Origin of the sequence: Janthinobacterium sp. J1-1, assembly GCF_030944405.1 — a bacterium.
Lineage (GTDB): Bacteria > Pseudomonadota > Gammaproteobacteria > Burkholderiales > Burkholderiaceae_D > Janthinobacterium.
The window spans coordinates 6,316,924-6,334,008 of the sequence record NZ_CP132339.1 but is presented as its reverse complement, the minus strand read 5'-3'; the positions used below and the strand labels follow the sequence as shown (position 1 = coordinate 6,334,008).

The 17,085-nt window shown below is 64.3% G+C and carries 16 protein-coding genes; 5 read left to right on the top strand and 11 right to left on the bottom strand.

All coding sequences use genetic code 11. The features are described 5' to 3' along the window. Nucleotides 1–402: 402 nt before the first annotated feature. The 11 genes from Q8L25_RS28930 to Q8L25_RS28880 all read right to left on the bottom strand — a co-directional run bounded on the left by Q8L25_RS28930 (nucleotide 403) and on the right by Q8L25_RS28880 (nucleotide 11,875). The gene (locus Q8L25_RS28930; RefSeq protein WP_308922669.1) at nucleotides 403–762 is read right to left on the bottom strand and encodes a hypothetical protein; all 360 of its coding nucleotides are present in this window, start codon (nucleotides 760–762) and stop codon (nucleotides 403–405) included. A gap of 452 nt (nucleotides 763–1,214) precedes the next feature. Further along, a complete protein-coding gene (locus Q8L25_RS28925; protein WP_308922668.1) occupies nucleotides 1,215–2,525 on the bottom strand; it encodes a hypothetical protein in 1,311 nt (436 codons plus the stop codon). 158 nt (nucleotides 2,526–2,683) lie between these two features. After that, entirely contained in the window at nucleotides 2,684–3,808 is a 1,125-nt protein-coding gene (locus Q8L25_RS28920; RefSeq protein ID WP_308922667.1) for a sn-glycerol-3-phosphate ABC transporter ATP-binding protein UgpC, read from the bottom strand. A gap of 1 nt (nucleotide 3,809) precedes the next feature. Then, a complete protein-coding gene (locus Q8L25_RS28915; RefSeq protein WP_308922666.1) occupies nucleotides 3,810–5,084 on the bottom strand; it encodes an MFS transporter in 1,275 nt (424 codons plus the stop codon). Nucleotides 5,085–5,122: 38 nt separating this feature from the next. Beyond that, entirely contained in the window at nucleotides 5,123–5,938 is an 816-nt protein-coding gene (locus Q8L25_RS28910) for a carbohydrate ABC transporter permease (protein ID WP_308922665.1), read from the bottom strand. Between the two features lie 13 nt (nucleotides 5,939–5,951). Further along, on the bottom strand, nucleotides 5,952–6,821 hold the full coding sequence (locus tag Q8L25_RS28905) for a sugar ABC transporter permease (protein ID WP_308922664.1): 870 nt from the start codon (nucleotides 6,819–6,821) through the stop codon (nucleotides 5,952–5,954). Further along, entirely contained in the window at nucleotides 6,818–8,083 is a 1,266-nt protein-coding gene (locus Q8L25_RS28900) for an extracellular solute-binding protein (RefSeq protein ID WP_308922663.1), read from the bottom strand. Before Q8L25_RS28900 ends, Q8L25_RS28905 begins: the two co-directional genes overlap by 4 nt. Nucleotides 8,084–8,150: 67 nt before the next feature. Further along, on the bottom strand, nucleotides 8,151–9,164 hold the full coding sequence (locus tag Q8L25_RS28895; RefSeq protein WP_308922662.1) for an SIS domain-containing protein: 1,014 nt from the start codon (nucleotides 9,162–9,164) through the stop codon (nucleotides 8,151–8,153). Further along, complete coding sequence (gene nagA / locus Q8L25_RS28890) at nucleotides 9,154–10,269, bottom strand: N-acetylglucosamine-6-phosphate deacetylase (RefSeq protein WP_308922661.1); 1,116 nt, start codon at nucleotides 10,267–10,269, stop codon at nucleotides 9,154–9,156. The genes Q8L25_RS28895 and nagA overlap by 11 nt, the downstream gene beginning before the upstream one ends. Beyond that, nucleotides 10,266–11,000, bottom strand: a complete 735-nt coding sequence (locus Q8L25_RS28885; protein WP_308922660.1) for a GntR family transcriptional regulator — start codon at nucleotides 10,998–11,000, stop codon at nucleotides 10,266–10,268. The genes nagA and Q8L25_RS28885 overlap by 4 nt, the downstream gene beginning before the upstream one ends. Beyond that, nucleotides 10,997–11,875, bottom strand: a complete 879-nt coding sequence (locus Q8L25_RS28880) for a BadF/BadG/BcrA/BcrD ATPase family protein (protein ID WP_308922659.1) — start codon at nucleotides 11,873–11,875, stop codon at nucleotides 10,997–10,999. The genes Q8L25_RS28885 and Q8L25_RS28880 overlap by 4 nt, the downstream gene beginning before the upstream one ends. A gap of 328 nt (nucleotides 11,876–12,203) precedes the next feature. Between Q8L25_RS28880 and Q8L25_RS28875 the strand changes: the two genes are divergently transcribed. From Q8L25_RS28875 to Q8L25_RS28855, 5 genes are all read left to right on the top strand, one after another. Continuing rightward, on the top strand, nucleotides 12,204–12,488 hold the full coding sequence (locus tag Q8L25_RS28875) for a hypothetical protein (protein ID WP_308922658.1): 285 nt from the start codon (nucleotides 12,204–12,206) through the stop codon (nucleotides 12,486–12,488). Nucleotides 12,489–12,700: 212 nt separating this feature from the next. Next, nucleotides 12,701–13,204 carry a hypothetical protein gene (locus Q8L25_RS28870; protein WP_308922657.1) on the top strand — a complete coding sequence of 168 codons (504 nt, stop codon included), beginning with the start codon at nucleotides 12,701–12,703 and terminating at the stop codon, nucleotides 13,202–13,204. Nucleotides 13,205–13,260: 56 nt separating this feature from the next. Beyond that, entirely contained in the window at nucleotides 13,261–14,904 is a 1,644-nt protein-coding gene (locus Q8L25_RS28865) for an AAA family ATPase (protein WP_308922656.1), read from the top strand. Beyond that, the gene (locus Q8L25_RS28860; protein ID WP_308922655.1) at nucleotides 14,905–15,540 is read left to right on the top strand and encodes a general secretion pathway protein GspB; all 636 of its coding nucleotides are present in this window, start codon (nucleotides 14,905–14,907) and stop codon (nucleotides 15,538–15,540) included. 111 nt (nucleotides 15,541–15,651) lie between these two features. Next, entirely contained in the window at nucleotides 15,652–17,031 is a 1,380-nt protein-coding gene (locus Q8L25_RS28855) for an alkaline phosphatase family protein (protein ID WP_308922654.1), read from the top strand. The last annotated feature ends 54 nt before the right edge of the window (nucleotides 17,032–17,085 follow it).

Below are 17,085 nucleotides of genomic sequence, written 5' to 3'. Positions count from 1 at the left end.
GAGAAAATGCCGATGGCGGCGTTGCGGCTCCTTGCCGTACATGCGTACTGTCTGCGTCGCCGCGCCTTGCCCTCGACATTTTTCAGGCCCGCTTGGCCCGGAGAGCCTGGGCTGGCGACTTTGGTCGTGACATATTTTGCTGGTTTGCTCATGGAGCAGGAAAGCTGTATGGTCCATCGCTGAATGGCAGGTTACGCACTATTGTATTGAAGAAGTCGAACGGCAACAATTTCGGGAGGTTTCAGACCTCCAAGCAGTCGCTGATCTTTCAATAGCGGCGGTTCGGCCAGTCTAGGCTGGCAGGCTTTCTATCTAAACGTCAACGTACCCGCGTTTTTCAACACAATAGCCATCAAGCGGATATTCAAGATTTCCGGCGCTTTAGATCCTTATCGAGAAAGACTATGTTTTTTCGCTGCTATAGACTAGCGTAAGGTTCCGCGCCGATTGGTCTGGTTCACCGTTATTCGTGTTGGTCTCAACGATCTTGATGAGGGCCGTTGCCGTTTCCTTCCATTCCGAACTGATTTCCGGCTGCTCGGAAAAGTTTCGCAGAACGCGCAGCAACTCGTCTGGCAACTCAGGGAAAGTGGATGACAGCTGATTAAAAAGGGCTAGAGAAAATAGATCAGGCAGTGCGCTACGTGCCTCTAGTCTCGCTTCAAGCGCGGCTACAGACTGCGCCTGCTCGTTAATCGTCTCGCCTAACGACGCGACAACGTCCGAGATCAAAGCCACATTCTCGAGTAACAGGTTATTCATTTCGTCTTGTGTCATCGTTGGATTTGGTTATTTAAATAATAATTTGATTATATCGTAATAAGTCCAACATTTCGCTTTGGTTCTCCTTGCCCGGCACGCTAGGTTTCGCTGCCTGCCGCATAACTGTGCTGGTGGCTTTTCTATGTGCGTCCAGCATGGGCGTATTCTTGCTTGTGCAAGTCCTGCCGTGAGCTGGCCATAACGAACGAAGTGAAGCACAACTGCGGAAGGGCGACCGACCGTGGGACCGACCGTGGGGAGGAAGCGTGGAGAAAAACCGCGAGCCGATGTACAAGTTTGGCAATGTCCACTCTTGGCCGACAACCGCAGCTCCATAGATCATGTCCGCCCAAGCCAAGTGTATCCAATCTTTTATTGGTCAAACAAAAGACATGGAAAAAAGCGGCACCGGTATTAACCGGGGCCGCTTTGTTGTAGCTGATGCCTGAAACTTACTGGGCTGCAGGTGCTGCTGCCGCTGCCGTGGCAGGGCGGTTCAGCCAGAAGATCCAGTAGCGGGCCAGGTCGCTCACGCCTTCGCCGCCTTGGACTGTTTCCAGTACCTTGATGGCTTCGTCTTTCTTGCCAGCCATGGCCAGCGAGGAACCGAGGCGCAGCTTGGCGTCTTCGGGGCGCTTCAGGCCGCCCTTGGCGATGCCTTTCTGGATCAGGTCGATACCTTTGTCGAACTGGTCCATCGTCACATAGGCGTAGCCCAGGTTGATCAGGCCGGTGCCGTCCTTGCTCTTGTTGGCGGCCGCTTCACCGGTGGCGATGCTTTTCGCATCGTCGGCTGCGCCTTTGTTGGCCTGGTCGCGCAGACGCTTGTGCTTGGCGGCGTTCGCGCCCGTGCCCAGCAGGCCTTTGGCGTAGCCGGCGTCGAGGACTTTTTTCGCTTCGGTCGGGAAGGCGTTGGCCAGGGCGATTTCCGCCATGTCGCTGTAGTCGCGTTCCGGCATGGTGCCGACGGCCTTGAATTGCAGGCGCAGCACGTCCAGCGCAAAGCGGTCCGAATAGCCGGCCTTGCTTTGCACGCGGCCCAGCAGGTCGGTCCAGTAGTCATCCGACGGGTAGTAGCGCACCAGGTTTTCCATGGCGATCAGGTAGGTCGCCGGTTCCTTGCTTTTCGAGCCCGTGTTGGCCAGCAGTTGCAGTTCTTCCAGGGTCGGCGTCTGGCCGGCCTGCTGCTTGGCGGTGATGTCGCTCAGCAATTCCTGCTTGGCGCGGGCGAAGTCGTTGCCGAAATAATAGGCGCGGATAATGTAAGGACGCACGCTGGCGACGTCGCCGGTTTCCGTCTGGTAGCGCGTGAACCATTTGATCGCGTTCGGATAATCCTTGGCGTTGTAGTGGTAGTTGGCCAGCGCCTGGATGAAGTCGCCTTGCGATTTTTTGTCCAGCTTGCCCGACTCGATCACCGCTTCCAGCGCAGGCATGGCCATCGCCGCATTGTTGGTGGTCGAACCCAGCGCCACGCGCAGGCGGTTGATGACGAAGGTTTCATATGGCGTCAGGGCCGGCGTGGCGGCGGCCTGGTCGATGCGGCTTTGCACATCGGCGTAGTTCTTGGCATCCATCGACGCCTTGACGGCGGCCGGATCGAGCAGCTTGAAGATTTCAGGGCGTACCGTGTCGGCCGGCGCGGCGGCAGGCGCACCTGCGGCGGCTGGCTTGGCGTCCTGGGCGTGCGACAGGGCAGGCAGGACATTGAGACCGATGGCGGCCAGGAGCAGGCTGATACGGGCAAGACGGAATTGGGACATGGGTTATCCTTCAATCAATAACAAAAAGACGCTCCGGCACGCTCTGCCGCGGATCGCGCGGCGGCCATGCCTGGGGCAGGAATAATTGGAAAAACAGGCATTCTGCCACTCCGCAAGCGCAAGGCCAAGAGCGGCAGCATGATCAACATGGTCTATTGTCACATAAACGGGGCGGGCGGGGCGCCTGGCGTGCGCGGCAGGGCCTTGCCCTGGGCATCGAACAACAGGCAATGGTGGGCCGGAAAATGCAGGCGCAGGGCCTGGCCGGCCTGCGGCAAGCCGCCTTCCACAGCTTGCCTGATGGACAGCGTTTGCGTGACGCCCTGTACGCTGGCATGCACGATGGCCATGTCGCCCAGGTATTCCACATGGCTGACGGCGGCCTCGACCAGGTTGCTGCCGGCACTGCCGGCGGTGGCGATATGCTCGGCGCGCACGCCCAGGCTCAGGCTGTCGCCGGCCGTCACGCCGCCGCCATCGGCCGCCACCGCCAGCAGGGCGCCGCCAGGCAGGCGCACCGTCACCGTGGCGGCATCGGTGGCAACCGCCACGCAGGCCAGCAAATTCATTTTGGGTGCGCCGAGAAAGCCGGCCACGAACAAGGTGGCGGGGTGGTTGTACAGCGCATGCGGCGTGCCGACCTGCTCGATGCGCCCGCCGTTGAAGACGACGATGCGCTGGCCCAGGGTCATCGCCTCGACCTGGTCGTGGGTGACATAGATCATGGTCGTTTGCAGCGCCTGGTGCAAACGCGACAGTTCCATGCGCATCTGCACGCGCAGCGAGGCGTCCAGGTTCGACAGCGGTTCGTCGAACAAAAATAGCTGCGGTTTGCGCACGATGGCGCGGCCGATCGCCACGCGCTGGCGCTGGCCGCCGGACAGGTCTTTTGGTTTACGCTGCAGCAGCGGCGTGATCTGCAAGATGTCGGCGGCGTGCTCGACGGCCGCGCGCACCTCGGCCTTCTTGTGGCCGGCCAGGCTCAAGGCAAATGCCATGTTCTCGTACACCGTCATGTGCGGATACAGCGCATAGCTCTGGAACACCATCGCCAGGCCCCGTTCTGCCGGCGCGATATCGTTGGCCAGCTTGCCGGCGATATGCAGCTCGCCGCCGCTGATGTCTTCCAGGCCGGCGATCATGCGCAGCAGGGTCGACTTGCCGCAGCCGGACGGCCCGACGAAGACGATGAATTCGCCGTCGCGTATCTCCAGGTCGATGCCGTGGATGACGGCGTGCTCGCCGTAGCGCTTGACGATATTGTTGAGGGTGACCGCTGCCATGCTATGCCTTTGCTCCATCATCTTTTGGCGCGATGCGCATGAAGCGCGACATCACCAGCACGGGAAGCGCCGACACCAGCACCCACAGGAAAAACGTCTTGTAGCCCAGCGCCGTCTGGATGTCGCCGCTGACCATCTTGAACAGCACGAAGCCCAGCTGCATCACGCCGGTGGCGAACGCGTAATGGGCGGTCTGGTATTTGCCGACCGAGACCACCTGCATCATGAACAGGATCAGGCCGACAAAGCCGAAGCCGTAGCCGAACATCTCGGCACTGAGCGCGGCCGTGATCAGGGCCAGGTCGGTCGGCATGCTGTGGCTCAGGTAATAAAACACCAGGTTGGGCAGATTCATCGCCAGGATCAGGAGCGGCATCGCGCGCTTGAGTCCCAGCGCCGACGTGAAGTAGCCGCCGCCTATGCTGCCCAGCAAAAACGCCACCGTGCCGGCCGTGCCATACACGGCGCCCACTTCGGTGGTCGACAGGCCCAGGCCGCCCAGTTCGCGCGCTTCGCGCAGGAACAGCGGGCCGATGGTCTGCACCTGCGCTTCGCCGGCGCGAAACAAAATGATAAAGGCGATCATGCCCCAGATGCCGGGTTTCTTCAGGAAGTCGATGAACACGTCCCACAGCGTGCCGCCTATGCCGGCCATGCTCCTGTCGGCCACGACAACGTTACGTACCTGCGGCAGCGACCAGCTGTGGTACAGGGCCAGCGCCAGCATCATGGCACCGATGATCAGGAAGATCACCGACCATGCCGGCTTGACGCCGATATGCTTTTCCAAGTAGCCGGCCAGGATCACCAGGCCGCCCAGCGAAATGAATTTGCCGGCATTGAAAAACGCCCCCTGCCAGCCGGCATAGGCGGCCTGCTGTTTCGGCGACAGGCTGGCGATATACAGGCCGTCGCAGACGATATCGTGGGTCGACGAGGCCAGCGCCGCCACCGCCAGCACGGCCACGCAGGCGGCAAACCAGACCGGCGTCTGCAAGGCCAGCGCAATCATGCCCAGGCTCAGGCCACCGAGGCACTGGAACAGCACCACCATGGTCTTCTTGCTGGCGGCCAGTTCCAGGAAAGGGCTCCACAGCGGCTTGAAGACCCAGGCCAGGCCGATCGCCCCGGTCCAGCGCGCGATCTGATCGTTCGGCACGCCCATGCTCTTGAACATCAGGCCGGCCACCAGCGCCACCGCATAGAACGGCAGTCCCTGGGCAAAGTACAGCGTGGGTACCCAGCTGATCGGACTGCGTGCGGCTTTGTCATTCATGGAGTCGTGCCTTTCGAGGGAGGTGGTATGCAAGGATTTCATTTGACGGCGCCGTCCATGCCGCGCATGAAGAAGCGCTGGGTGAACAGGAATGCCAGCAGGGTCGGCACGATGGTGATCAGGGTGCCGGCGGCGATCACGCGCGTGCTGCTGCCGAAGGTGCCGCGCAAATACAGCACGCCCACCGACAGCGGGAATTCGTCGGGCTTGCTCATCACGATCGACGGCCAGATATAGTCATTCCACGATTCGACCGCCGTCAATATGCCGACCGTCGCCAGCCACGGCGTGATCAAGGGCAGCATGATGCGGCTGAAGATGATCCACTCGGACGCGCCGTCGACCCTGGCCGCGTCGATCAGGTCTTGCGGCACTTCCTCGAAGGCCTGCTTGAGCAGCAGAATGGCCACCGCTGTCACCACATTGGGCAGGATCACGCCGGTATAGGTATCGACCAGATTCAAACGTGTGATGGTGATGAAGTTGACCAGGAAATTGACCTCGGACGGCAGCACCAGGGTGGCCAGGATCAGGCCGAACACCAGCTTGCGGCCACGAAATTTCAACCGCGCCAGCGGATAGGCGGCCATCGAACACAGCGCCAGTTTCCAGAGCACCGTGAACGCCGCGATCAGCACCGAGTTCCTGAAGAAGGACCAGACCGGAATCGCCCGGAACACCTCGATAAAATTATCCAGTGACGGCGATTGCGGCCAGAAGGTCGGTGGAAACGCGAAGATATTGCCCTCGGTGGAAATGGCGGTCACCAGGGTCCACCAGAACGGAAACACGCAGACGACGGCGATCGCGCACAGCACGCCGTAGTGGCCCAACAGTTGCAAACGTTTTTTCAAGATCGCTCCCATCTCAGCGGTGCTTCGGTTTCAGATAGCGCAGGCAGACCAGCGCGATGCCGATGCACAGCAGCGACACGACAAAGCTGGCCGCCAGCGCGCGCGGCAGCTTCAGGTGTTTCAAGCCCTGGTCGTAGGCGTAGTACAGGGCTGTAAACGTCGAATTCATCGGCCCGCCCTGGGTCAGCACGTCGACTTCCTGGTAGGCTTTCAATGCCGCCAGCACCGACAATATCGTGCACAGCATGATGGTGGGGCGCAGCATGGGCACGGTGATCTTCCAGAAGCGCTGCCAGCGGTTGGCGCCATCGAGGATGGCCGCTTCCTGCATCTCCGACGGGATAGACTGCAGGGCCGCCAGGTACATCACCATATACCAGCCCAGGCCGCGCCACAGCGTGACGAACATGACGGCAAACAGCGCCAGGCTGTCGTTGCTGAGCCAGCCCACCGGCGCGCTCACCAGCCTTAACGTCATCATCACGTAGTTGAGCGCGCCCTGTTCGTGGAACATGAAGCCCCACATGATGCCGACCACCGACACCGTGGTTACCACCGGCACATAGAAGGCGGCACGGAACAGGCGGATGCCGGGCAGACGGTTATTCACCAGCACGGCCAGCACCATGGCGCCCACCTGCACGAAGGGCACCATCAGCAAAAACACCACGGAGTTCTGCAGGCCGGTGACGAACATCTCGTTATTGAAGATGTAGCGGAAGTTGTCGAGGCCGACGAAGCGCGTCTCGCGGATCAGGCTGTAATCGGTAAACGCCAGTACCGAACCGTAGCCGACCGGCCAGAAGGAAAAGGCCGCCAGCAGCAGCAGGGCCGGCGCGAGAAACAGCCAGGCTTGCAGCGTGCGGCGGTGGCTTGGTGTCATCGCGGCTCTCCGTGGCGGGGCAGGGTGGCCAGCTTGCGGTTCCAGATGGCGACCGCCTGGTCCAGTGCCTGCCGTACATCCTGCTTGCCGGTGACGCCGGCTTCCACGGCTTTTACCAGCGAGCGGCGCAATTCGTCGTAGTCGTCGATGCCGGCCACGTACAGGGTGCGCGAGTGGGGCATCGACAGGGCGCCGGCGGCCACCGCTTTTTCGGCGGCGCCGGCGTTGGCCGGGGTGGCCAGGAAAAACGGATCGCTTGCCGCTTTCACGGTGGTGGGAAACACGCCGGCCTGGCGCGCGAAGGCCAGCTGCTTGTCGTCGCTGGTGAGAAAACGGGCGAACTTGCCGACCGCCGGCAGCAGGCGCGCGGGCACGCCTTTCGGGATGGCGAAATGCACCAGCCAGCCGCCGTCGGCGATGCCGGTCGGGCCCAGGGGCGCTGGCGCCACGTCGGTGATGGCGTAGATGTCTTTCGCGTCGCTGCGGATGCGCTGCATGGCCGTCGGCGGCGCCAGCAGCATGCCCAGCCGGCCACCTTTATACGCGTCGATCACGGCCGGGAAGTTATCTTCGGCAAACAGGCTTTCTTTCAGCAGGCCGCCCACTTTATAGGTGTCGGCCAGTTTTTGTACCAGCGCCACATGCCGCGGCGAGTTGAACACGGCGCGGTGATTGTCGATCACGGCCAGGCCCTGCTGCATGAACAGGCCGTCGATTTTCGACAGCGCCGGCGCCAGGCCCGCCTTGCCCGTCTTTTGCGCGATCTGGCGCGCAAAGGCCAACTGTTCGTCCAGGCTGGCGGGGCCGCGCGTGAGCCCTGCCCGTTTGAAGATGGCGGTATTGAAGGCGATCATCGCCACATTGCTGTACAGCGGAAAACCATAGGTGCGGCCATTGAAACGCAGGTCGGCCAGGGCGGACGGCAAGTAGCTGGCGCGCGCCTCGCCCATCAAACCATCGACGGGGATCAGCAGGCCGTCGCGCGCATATTCATCGGCCCAGGGTACGTTCAGGCTGACCAGCGCCGGCGGCGTGCCGGCCACGATGCGCGTGACCAGCTTGGTCTGGATCACGTCCCATGGAAAATCGATCCACTCGATCTTCACGCCAGGGTTCTGCGCCTCGTAGCGCGCCACGGCGTCCGTGAAATACGGCGTGAACCTGGGCTTCATGCTGAAGGTCCAGAATTCGATGTTTTCCACGGCGTGGACGCACGGCATCAGGGCCGCGCATGCGAGTGCCGCCAGCAGTCTCTTGATCATTTTTATTATCCCGCGCTGTGCGCTGCCCATGGCCCGGCTCTGCGTCCGGGTCCATGAAAGGTATGGCTTAGTTGGTCTTGGTGACTTTGCTCAGGTGCCGTGGCGCATCCGGATCCATGCCGCGCGCGGCCGCCAGCTGGGCTGCCATCACGTAGAAGGACTGGATGGCGACGATGGGATCGAGATCCGGCGTGGCCGATACCGGCAGGGTCAGGTCGCGTTCGGCCACATCGTCGGGCGCCGCCAGCAGCACTTTCGCGCCGCGGCCGCGCATCTCTGTCGCCAGCTGCAGCAGGCTGGCCTGGGTCGGGCCGCGCGTGGCGAAGATCAACAGCGGATAGCCGTCCTCGATCAGTGCCATCGGGCCGTGCTTGATCTCGGCGCCGCTGAACGCTTCGGCCTGCAGGGCCGAGGTTTCCTTGAATTTCAGCGCCGATTCCAGCGCCACCGGGAAGCTGATGCCGCGTCCGACCACCATGATGTTGCGGGCCGGCGCCAGCACGTCCACGGCCGGCGACCAGTCGATGCGGGTGGCGCCCAGCAGGGCTTCGGGCAGCGCTTCGAGGCCCGCCAGCAGTTCCGGGTCGTTCTGCCACTGCGCCACCATGCGCGCGCCGGCCACCAGGCTGGTGATGAAGCTCTTGGTGGCGGCCACGCTTTTCTCCTTGCCGGCGCGCAGCGGCATCGCCCATTCGGCGGCGTGCGCCAGCGGCGAGTCGATATCGTTGACCAGCGCCACGGTGGTGGCGCCGCCGTCGCGGAAGTACTTGATCGGTTCGACCACGTCCGGGCTCTGGCCCGATTGCGAGATCGAGATGGCCAGGGTGTCGCGCGTCTTCAACGGCGATTTATTGAGCGTCACCAGCGACATCGGCAGCGAGGCCACGACGCGGCCCAGGCGCGCCATGATCAGGTAGGCGAGGTAGCTGCAGGCGTGGTCGGAGCTGCCGCGCGCGATCGTCAGCGTGGTGGAAAACTGCGTGCTCCTCAATTTGCGGCCCAGTTCCGCGTAGCGGTCGCCGTCGCTGGCCAGTTGCAGGGCGACGCATTCGGCGGCGGAAACGGCTTCTTCAAGCATCATTGAGGTCACAGAGTTCTCCTTCTATATAAACAGCTTTGAGGTTGAGATCGCGGTCGAGCACGACCAGATCGGCGTAAGTGCCGGGGGCCAGCCGGCCGCGTTCTTGCAGGCCCAGGTAATCGGCGGCATTGGTGGAGACGCGGCGCGAGGCGTCGGCCAGGTCCAGTCCCAGTCCCACCAGGTTGCGCAGCGCCTGGTCGAGCGTCAGGGTGCTGCCCGCCAGGGTGCCGTCGGGCAGGCGCACGCCGCCCATGCACTTTTGCACGGCGTGGCGGCCCAGCATGTATTCGCCGTCCGGCATGCCGGTGGCGGCGGTCGAATCGGTCACGCAGTACAAATGGGGAATCGCGCGCAGCGCCGTCTTGATGGCGCCCGGGTGCACGTGCAGCAGGTCGGGAATCAGTTCCGCGTACTGCGCATGGGCCAGGGCGGCGCCCACCATGCCCGGTTCGCGGTGATGCAGGCCGCTCATGGCGTTGAACAGGTGGGTAAAACCCGACGCGCCGTGTTCGAGCGCGGCCACGCCGTCTTCATACGAGCCCAGGGTGTGGCCGATCTGCACGCGCACGCCACGGTCGGCCAGTTGGCGCACCAGGTCCAGGTGGCCGGCGATTTCCGGCGCCACCGTGATCACGCGCAGCTGCGCCAGGGTTTCCAGCCGTTCGATTTCGGCCAGGGTGGCGGCGCGCGCGTAGTTCGGCTGCGCGCCCAGCTTGCCCGAATTGATATAGGGGCCTTCCAGGTGGGCGCCCAGCACGCGCGCCGCGTTCGGGCGGCGCTGTCTGGCCGCCGCGCCGATGGCGGTCAATGCCATGTCGATGTCTTCGGGCGGCGCCGTCATGGTGGTGGCCAACAGGCTGGTGGTGCCGTGGCGCGCATGGATGGCGGCGATCGCATGCACCGCGTCGCCGCCTTCCATGATGTCGTGGCCGCCGCCGCCATGGACGTGCAGGTCGATAAAGCCGGGCAGGATATAGTCGTCGCCGTTCTGCGACGGGTGGCTGGAGGCGCCGTTGACTGCGGTCACGCGTTCGCCGAAGGCGATGGCGCCGTGGACCCAGCCGGCCGGGGTCAGGATATTGCCTTGGATAGTAGTACTGCTCATCTGCGTGACTCCGCTACGAATTCATAATAATCACTGCGGCAATAAGAGTGGGTCAGTTCCACCGCCGCGCCATTGTCGAGATAACTGACACGGGTGATGTGCAGCATGGCCTCACCCTCCTTGATTTGCGCCAGCCTGGCCTGTTCCGCGCTGGCGTTGACGGCGCGGATATGCTGCAGCGCGCGCATCGGGATCGCGCCGCGCGCTTCCAGGTAGCCGTACAGGCTGTCGTTCACCTGCTGCGGATCGGGCATGTACTGCAGCGGGATGGTGGTCGTTTCGATCGCCATCACCACGTCGTCGGCCGTGCGCAAACGGCGCAGGCGCGCCACCGGCATATGCGGCGACAGGCCCAGCGATAGCAGTTCCAGCGGCGCGGCCGCGCCGATGTCGCGCTGCAGCCAGCGCGAACCGGCCGTGAAGCCGCGCTGGCGCAGCTCTTCCGAAAAACTGGTCAGGCGCGACAGCGGCTGTTCCAGCTTGGGCGTGATATAGGTGCCCGAGCCGCGCTTCCTGGTCAGCATGCCGCGCTCGCACAGCATGTCGATCGCCTTGCGCGCCGTGACGCGCGACACGGCCACCATGTCCGACAGCACGCGTTCGGAAGGCAGCGCCTGGTTGGCGCGCCACTCGCCGCCGGCGATGCCGTCCGACAGCATGTTCGCCAGCTGCAGATACAGCGGCGTGTCGCTGTCCGGTTCCGGCTTGAAGGCCGCCAGGGTGCTCATCATGATGGTAGGCCTTCCAGGCGCTGGCGCACCAGGCGCAAGGCGCCGGCCGCCGAATCGCCCTGCGCCGGCACCACTTTTTGCAGCAGCGCGTCGGGCAGCCAGGCGCGCAAGGGCGCGGCCAGGCCGCCGCACAGTGCCACCGGCAAGCCGCCGTGCGGGTCGAGCGCGCTGGCGATCAGCGCGACCTGGCGGCCCGCTTCCGTCAGCAGGCCATGCGCCATGGCGTCGCTGGCGGCGTGGTCGAGCACCACGCGCGCCAGTTGCGCATAGGTGGTTTGCGTGGCCGCCGCCAGCCAGGCCTGCATGGCGTCGCGATCACCGCCGCAGGCATTGACGATGGCCGTGGAAAAGCCGCTGGCGGGTACGCGGCCGTCGACCGCTTGCTGCGCATGGTTGACGGCGCGCATGCCGATCCAGGCGCCGCCCGCTTCGTCGCCGGAAGGAAAGCCCCAGCCGCCCACTTCCCGGCGGCTGCCGTCGGCATGCAGCACTTCGCCCACGCTGCCGGTGCCGATCGCCACGATGGCGCCCGCCTGGCCGCCATGGGCGCCCAGCAGGGTGGTCAGGGCGTCCGATTCCAGCGCCACGTGGGCATAGCCGGGATGGTGTTCGATAAAGCTGGCGGCCCACTGTTTGTTGTGCACGCCGGCCAGGCCCAGGCCGATGGCCATGCGTTGCAGGGGCGGCTGCGCCAGGCCCGCCTCGACAAACGCCAGTTCAACGGCCTGCGCCACCGCCGTCCATGCGTGGGCGATGCCGTGCGCCAGGCCGGACGGCCCGCTGTGTCCCTGCGCCAGTTCTTGCCCGTCGGGCCGCGCCAGGCGTACCCGGGTACCGCTGCCGCCGCCGTCGACGCCGATTATGTATTCGATCATGTGTGGTCCAGCCATGGTGGATGGCGCCGGCCCCTGTTGTTTTGCGGGCGGCGAAAAAGCTGAAAGCACTATAGGGTTGGCGCGCGGCGCTGTCAACAGGTATTTAAGTGGTATTGTATGTGGTAGCTGGGACTTTCTGGTTATTCGATATAAGTCATTGTTTATAAAAGGATTGTGGTGTGGCGAAAAATGGTATTGATGTGGACTTGTTCAAGTCCAATTTCCAGCACGGCAAGCCAGCTGCCGCCCGCGCCGTACAAATACCTGCTTGGCAGCGCGGGCTGTCCGGAGTACAGTCCGCCTTTTACACCTGAAGCTGGAATAGCACATGAACGACAAGGCAGCAAAAAGCGATTATTGGGATGACTGGCAGCAAGCGGCGCTGGCCGCCGGCGTCTCGAAGCCCCTGGCGGCGCTGGGCATGGAACTGATGCGCACGCATCGCAAGAACCGCTGGCCCAAGGATTTCCTGGGCCGCGAAAGCGATGGCGAAGTGATGATCGCGATGTGCCTGGAAGACGAGGCGGAAACGGAACTGTTCTTTATCGAAAACCTGTATCCCTACGATACGGCGCTGATCGAAAAGACCAAGCGCCGCCTCTGCCTGCACTGATCGAACCGGCCGCCTTGCGCGGCCGCTTGTTTTTTACACGGCGATTTCCGCGGCGCGGTGTCATAATGCCCGAGGCATCCCCGCCCACGTACGGAGCACACCATGAGCAAGGCACAGGACAGCAAGAAGGAAGCCAAGAAGGAACCGGCTAAATCCATGAAGGAAAAAAAGGAAGCGAAGAAGGTCAAGAAAGAAGAGCGCAAGCGCTGACCATGCGCGCGCACCGCCTGCTCTGTGCCTGGCGGCCGCTGGCCGTGCTGGCGCTGCTGTTGCCGGCCATGCTGGCGCAGGCGCAGCCCAAGCCGCCGCCATCGACCTTCGGGCAGGTGGTGGGCAACGCCGTGCTGTGCCTGGACCAGATCGACAACAAGTCGTTTTATGCATATCTGCTGACGGCCTTCGGCCCGGCCTACAAGCACGAGGGCGGCGCCTACTGGTTCCGCACCGACGCCGTGCTGTGGGGCGCGCCGGTGACCGACGTGATCGTCAGCGACGACACCAGCCCGCTGGTCTTCATGGGCGTGGTGGCCGATACCACGCCGGAAAAGCTCGAACCGGCCATCCGCGCCGCGTCGGGCCTGCGCTTCGACAAACTCGATTATTCCGCTTTTCCTGTCCGTGGCGCCATGCCTGGCAGTAAAATCGTCTACTTTCGCACCAAGGCCAAAGTCTATTGCGCCAAGTACAAGCCATTGCCGCCGGCACAAACCCGCTAGGCATGGCCGTGTGCAATCGTTTTGGCGCGTTTTGATCGTCCCACCGCAGGGTCTCCATGTACACGCAATATTTCCAGCTCAAGCAATCGCCGTTTTCGATCGCCCCCGATCCCCGCTACCTGTTCATGAGCGAGCGCCACCGCGAAGCGCTGGCCCACCTGCTGTATGGCGTGGGCAGCGGCGGCGGCTTTGTGTTGCTGACGGGCGAGATCGGCGCCGGCAAGACCACCGTCTGCCGCTGCTTCATGGAGCAGATTCCCGAGAATTGCCAGCTGGCCTATATCTTCAATCCCAAGCTGTCGGTCGAGGAATTGCTGCTGTCGATCTGCGAGGAATTCCGCATCGCGCCGCCGGCCGGTGCGGGCAGCGTGAAAAGCTATGTCGACGCCATCAATGTGCATCTGCTGGCCAGCCACGCGCAGGGCAAGAACAATGTGCTGATCATCGACGAGGCGCAAAACTTGTCGGCCGCCGTGCTGGAGCAGCTGCGCCTGCTGACCAACCTGGAAACGAGCGAACGCAAGCTGCTGCAGATCATCCTGATCGGCCAGCCCGAACTGCGCGCCATGCTGGCCCGGCCCGAGCTGGAGCAGCTGGCGCAGCGCGTGATCGCGCGTTATCACCTGGGTTCGCTGTCGGAACCGGAAACGGCCAGCTATATCCACCATCGCCTGGCCGTGGCCGGCAGCACGGCGCGCGCGCCGTTCGGGCCGCGCCTGATGGCGCAGATCCACAAGCTCAGCCATGGCGTGCCGCGCCGCATCAACCTGCTGTGCGACCGCGCGCTGCTGGGCGCCTATGTGGAAAACCAGCCGCAGGTGACGCGCCAGATCCTGCGCCGCGCGGCCGCCGAAGTGTTTGCCGAAGCGGGCGGCGCCGCGCCAGCCGCCGGCAGCGGATTGCGCTGGCAGCAGCTGGCCGGCGGCGTGCTGGCCGGCGCTGTGATAACGGGGGCGTTGGCCTGGTATTTCATGCCCTTGAACAAGGTGGTCGCGCCGGTAGCGGCCTTGGCCCCGGTCAAGCCGGTTGTTGCGAGTGCATCGACGCCGGCCCCGGTCCCGGTTCCGGCCGCCGTAACATTGGACCGTGATGCCGTGCTGCGCCAGTTGGCCGCCCTGTGGGGCGAGCATTTGCCCGCCGGTGACGCTTGCCAGGCTGCCGCCCGCGCCGGCCTGCGCTGCCTGCAAAGCCGGGGCGGCGTGGCCGAATTGCGTGTGCTGGACCGTCCCGCCATGCTGGTCTTGCGCGGCAAGGACGGCGCCGGCGAACAGCTGGCGCTGCTGTCCGGCGTGCAGGGCGATACCGCCAGCGTGCAGATCGATGGCAAGCCCGTCACCATGCCCGTGCCGGAGCTGGCGCAGCGCGGCGATGGCGATTTCGTCACCTTCTGGCGCGCGCCGCGCAACTGGCGCGATGAAGTGCCGGTGGGCGCGCGCGGCCCGGACGTGGACTGGCTGGCGGCGCGCCTGGCGCAGCTGCATGGCATGCCTCTGCCTTCCGGCAACCTGCCGCTGGACGCGGACATGCAGCGTTTGCTGCGCGAGTTCCAGCGCAGCCAGAACCTGAAGGCCGATGGCCTGGCGGGACCGAAAACATTCATGCGCCTGATGCAGCTGGGCGACAACACGGAGCCGCGCCTGTCGCGCGCCGCTCTAGCCGTGGCCCTGCCTGTTGTTGCGGCCACCGTGGCGGGGAAATAAATGTCGTATATTCTTGAAGCACTGAAAAAATCGCAAGCCGAACGCCAGCTCGGTGAATTGCCGTCCATCCATGCGCCGCAAGTGCAGCTGCAGCCGGCGCCGGATACCAGCGGCAAGCGGCGCTTGCCGTTGTGGCTCGGCGTGGGCGCCGCCTGCGCCGTGGCCGCCGCCTGGTGGTGGTGGCCGGCGCAGACCAGCGTGGCGCCGGCGCCGGTAGCGGCTGCTCCGGTCCCTGTTCAGGCCCCTGCGCCGGTCATCGCGCCAGCGCCAGCACCCATGCCGGTGCCGGTGGCCGTCAAGGCCGCGCCGCCTGCCCCTGCACCAGCACCTGCACCGGTGATCAAGGCCGTCACGCCGGTCCCGGTCCCGGTTCCGGCCCCCGTACCGGTCCCGGCGCCGTCCGAAGAAGTCACGCCCGGCTTGCGCGACCTGCCCGAACCGATACAGCGGCAGATTCCGCCGGTTGCCCTGGGCGGCTATATTTATTCAAAGGATCCGGCCGACCGCCTGCTGCTGATCGACAAGGTGCTGCGCCACGAGGGCGAGGAAGTGGCGCCGGGGCTGGTGCTGGAAAAACTGCAGCCCAAGGCGGCCATCTTCAGTTTCAAGGGCTACCGCTACCGCGTGCCGTACTGAGGACCAGCCGCTGATTGTTGCATGTCAAGCAATGCCGTGAGCGCCTGAACCCGCTGGCATGGTGCCGGTCGAAACTGGGAGGCGCCAGGGTGGCCGCCAGCCGGAGGATGCATGACAATTAACAAGCTCGACCGCATCGACCATATCGTCGTGCTGATGATGGAAAACCGTTCCTTCGACCATATGCTCGGCTATCTGAGTCTGGAAGGCGGGCGCGGCGATATCGACGGCTTGCGCAGCGAGCATGTCAACCTGCATGCGGGCAAGGCCTATTTTGCTCACCATCTGCAGTCCACCGCCTTGCACCCCGGACAGAATCCCGGCCATACGGGCGCTTCGGTGGCGCGCCAGTTGCAGGATAATAACGGCGGTTTTGTCGGCGATTATGCGCTGACGCATCCCGGCGATGCCGATCCCGGCCTGGTGATGGGCTATTACAACGGCGCCGACCTGCCCATGTATGATTTCCTGGCGCGCCAGTTCTGCGTCTGCGACCGTTGTCACAGTTCGGTGCCGGGCGCCACCTGGCCGAACCGGCTGTACGCCGTCAGCGGGCGCGCGGCCGGCAGCAAGGACAGCAAGCGCGTGCCCCTGTATGCCAACAAATCGTTCGTGCGCCACCTTGAGCGCAATATGGTCAGCTGGAAATTCTATTCTTTCTGGAAGCCATGGACCCTGGCCCTGACGGACGAGCATTACCGTTCGTCCGAATTCTACGAACCGTTCGGCGCCCAAGGGCGGCGCTATGGCTTTGTCGGCGATGCGCTGGCCGGCGCCCTGCCGTCGGTCAGCTGGATCGACCCGCACTTCTTTGCCAACGACGATCATCCGCCGGCCGATGTGCGCGCCGGCCAGGCGCTGGTGGCCCAGGTCTACCAGGCGCTGTCGCGCGGGCCGGCCTGGGAGCGCACCTTGCTCGTGATCAGCTATGACGAGCATGGCGGCTTTTTCGACCATGTGCCGCCACCGGCCGCCGTCGACGATGACGCCGCTTTTCGCCAGTATGGGGTGCGCGTGCCGATGCTGCTGGTGTCGCCGCTGGTCGGCCCCGGCAGTGTCTGCCACCAGCTGTTCGACCACACCTCGATCCTGAAGACCATCCTGCAGCGCTTTTGCCGTGGCGCCGACGGCGCCTTGCCCGCCATGGGCGCGCGCGTGGCCGCCGCCAGCGGATTGGGCGTGGCGCTGGACCTGGCCCAGCTGCGGCCGGCGCCCGCGCTGCCGGCCAGCGTGCACGAGCAGCGCAGGCGCTGGGAAGACGAATTGCGCGCCCTCGACAGCGCGGCGGCGGCAGGGCCGGCCATGGCCATGCCGGACGAGGAGGCCGGCGCGGTGGCCGCGCACCGCCACCTGGCCCGCAGCGCCCGCAATGCGCTGGCGACCCATGGCAGCAAGGCGCCGCAATCGATCTCGCGCCGCAGGCGCAAGGATCACCATCCCGATCACCATGCCTGGCCGATGGACGCGGGCGACGGCCTGCGCGACGGTTGAGGGGCTTTGCCTGCATCAAGCAGGTCGTCATCGTTGCCTGGTTGCACGTGGGAT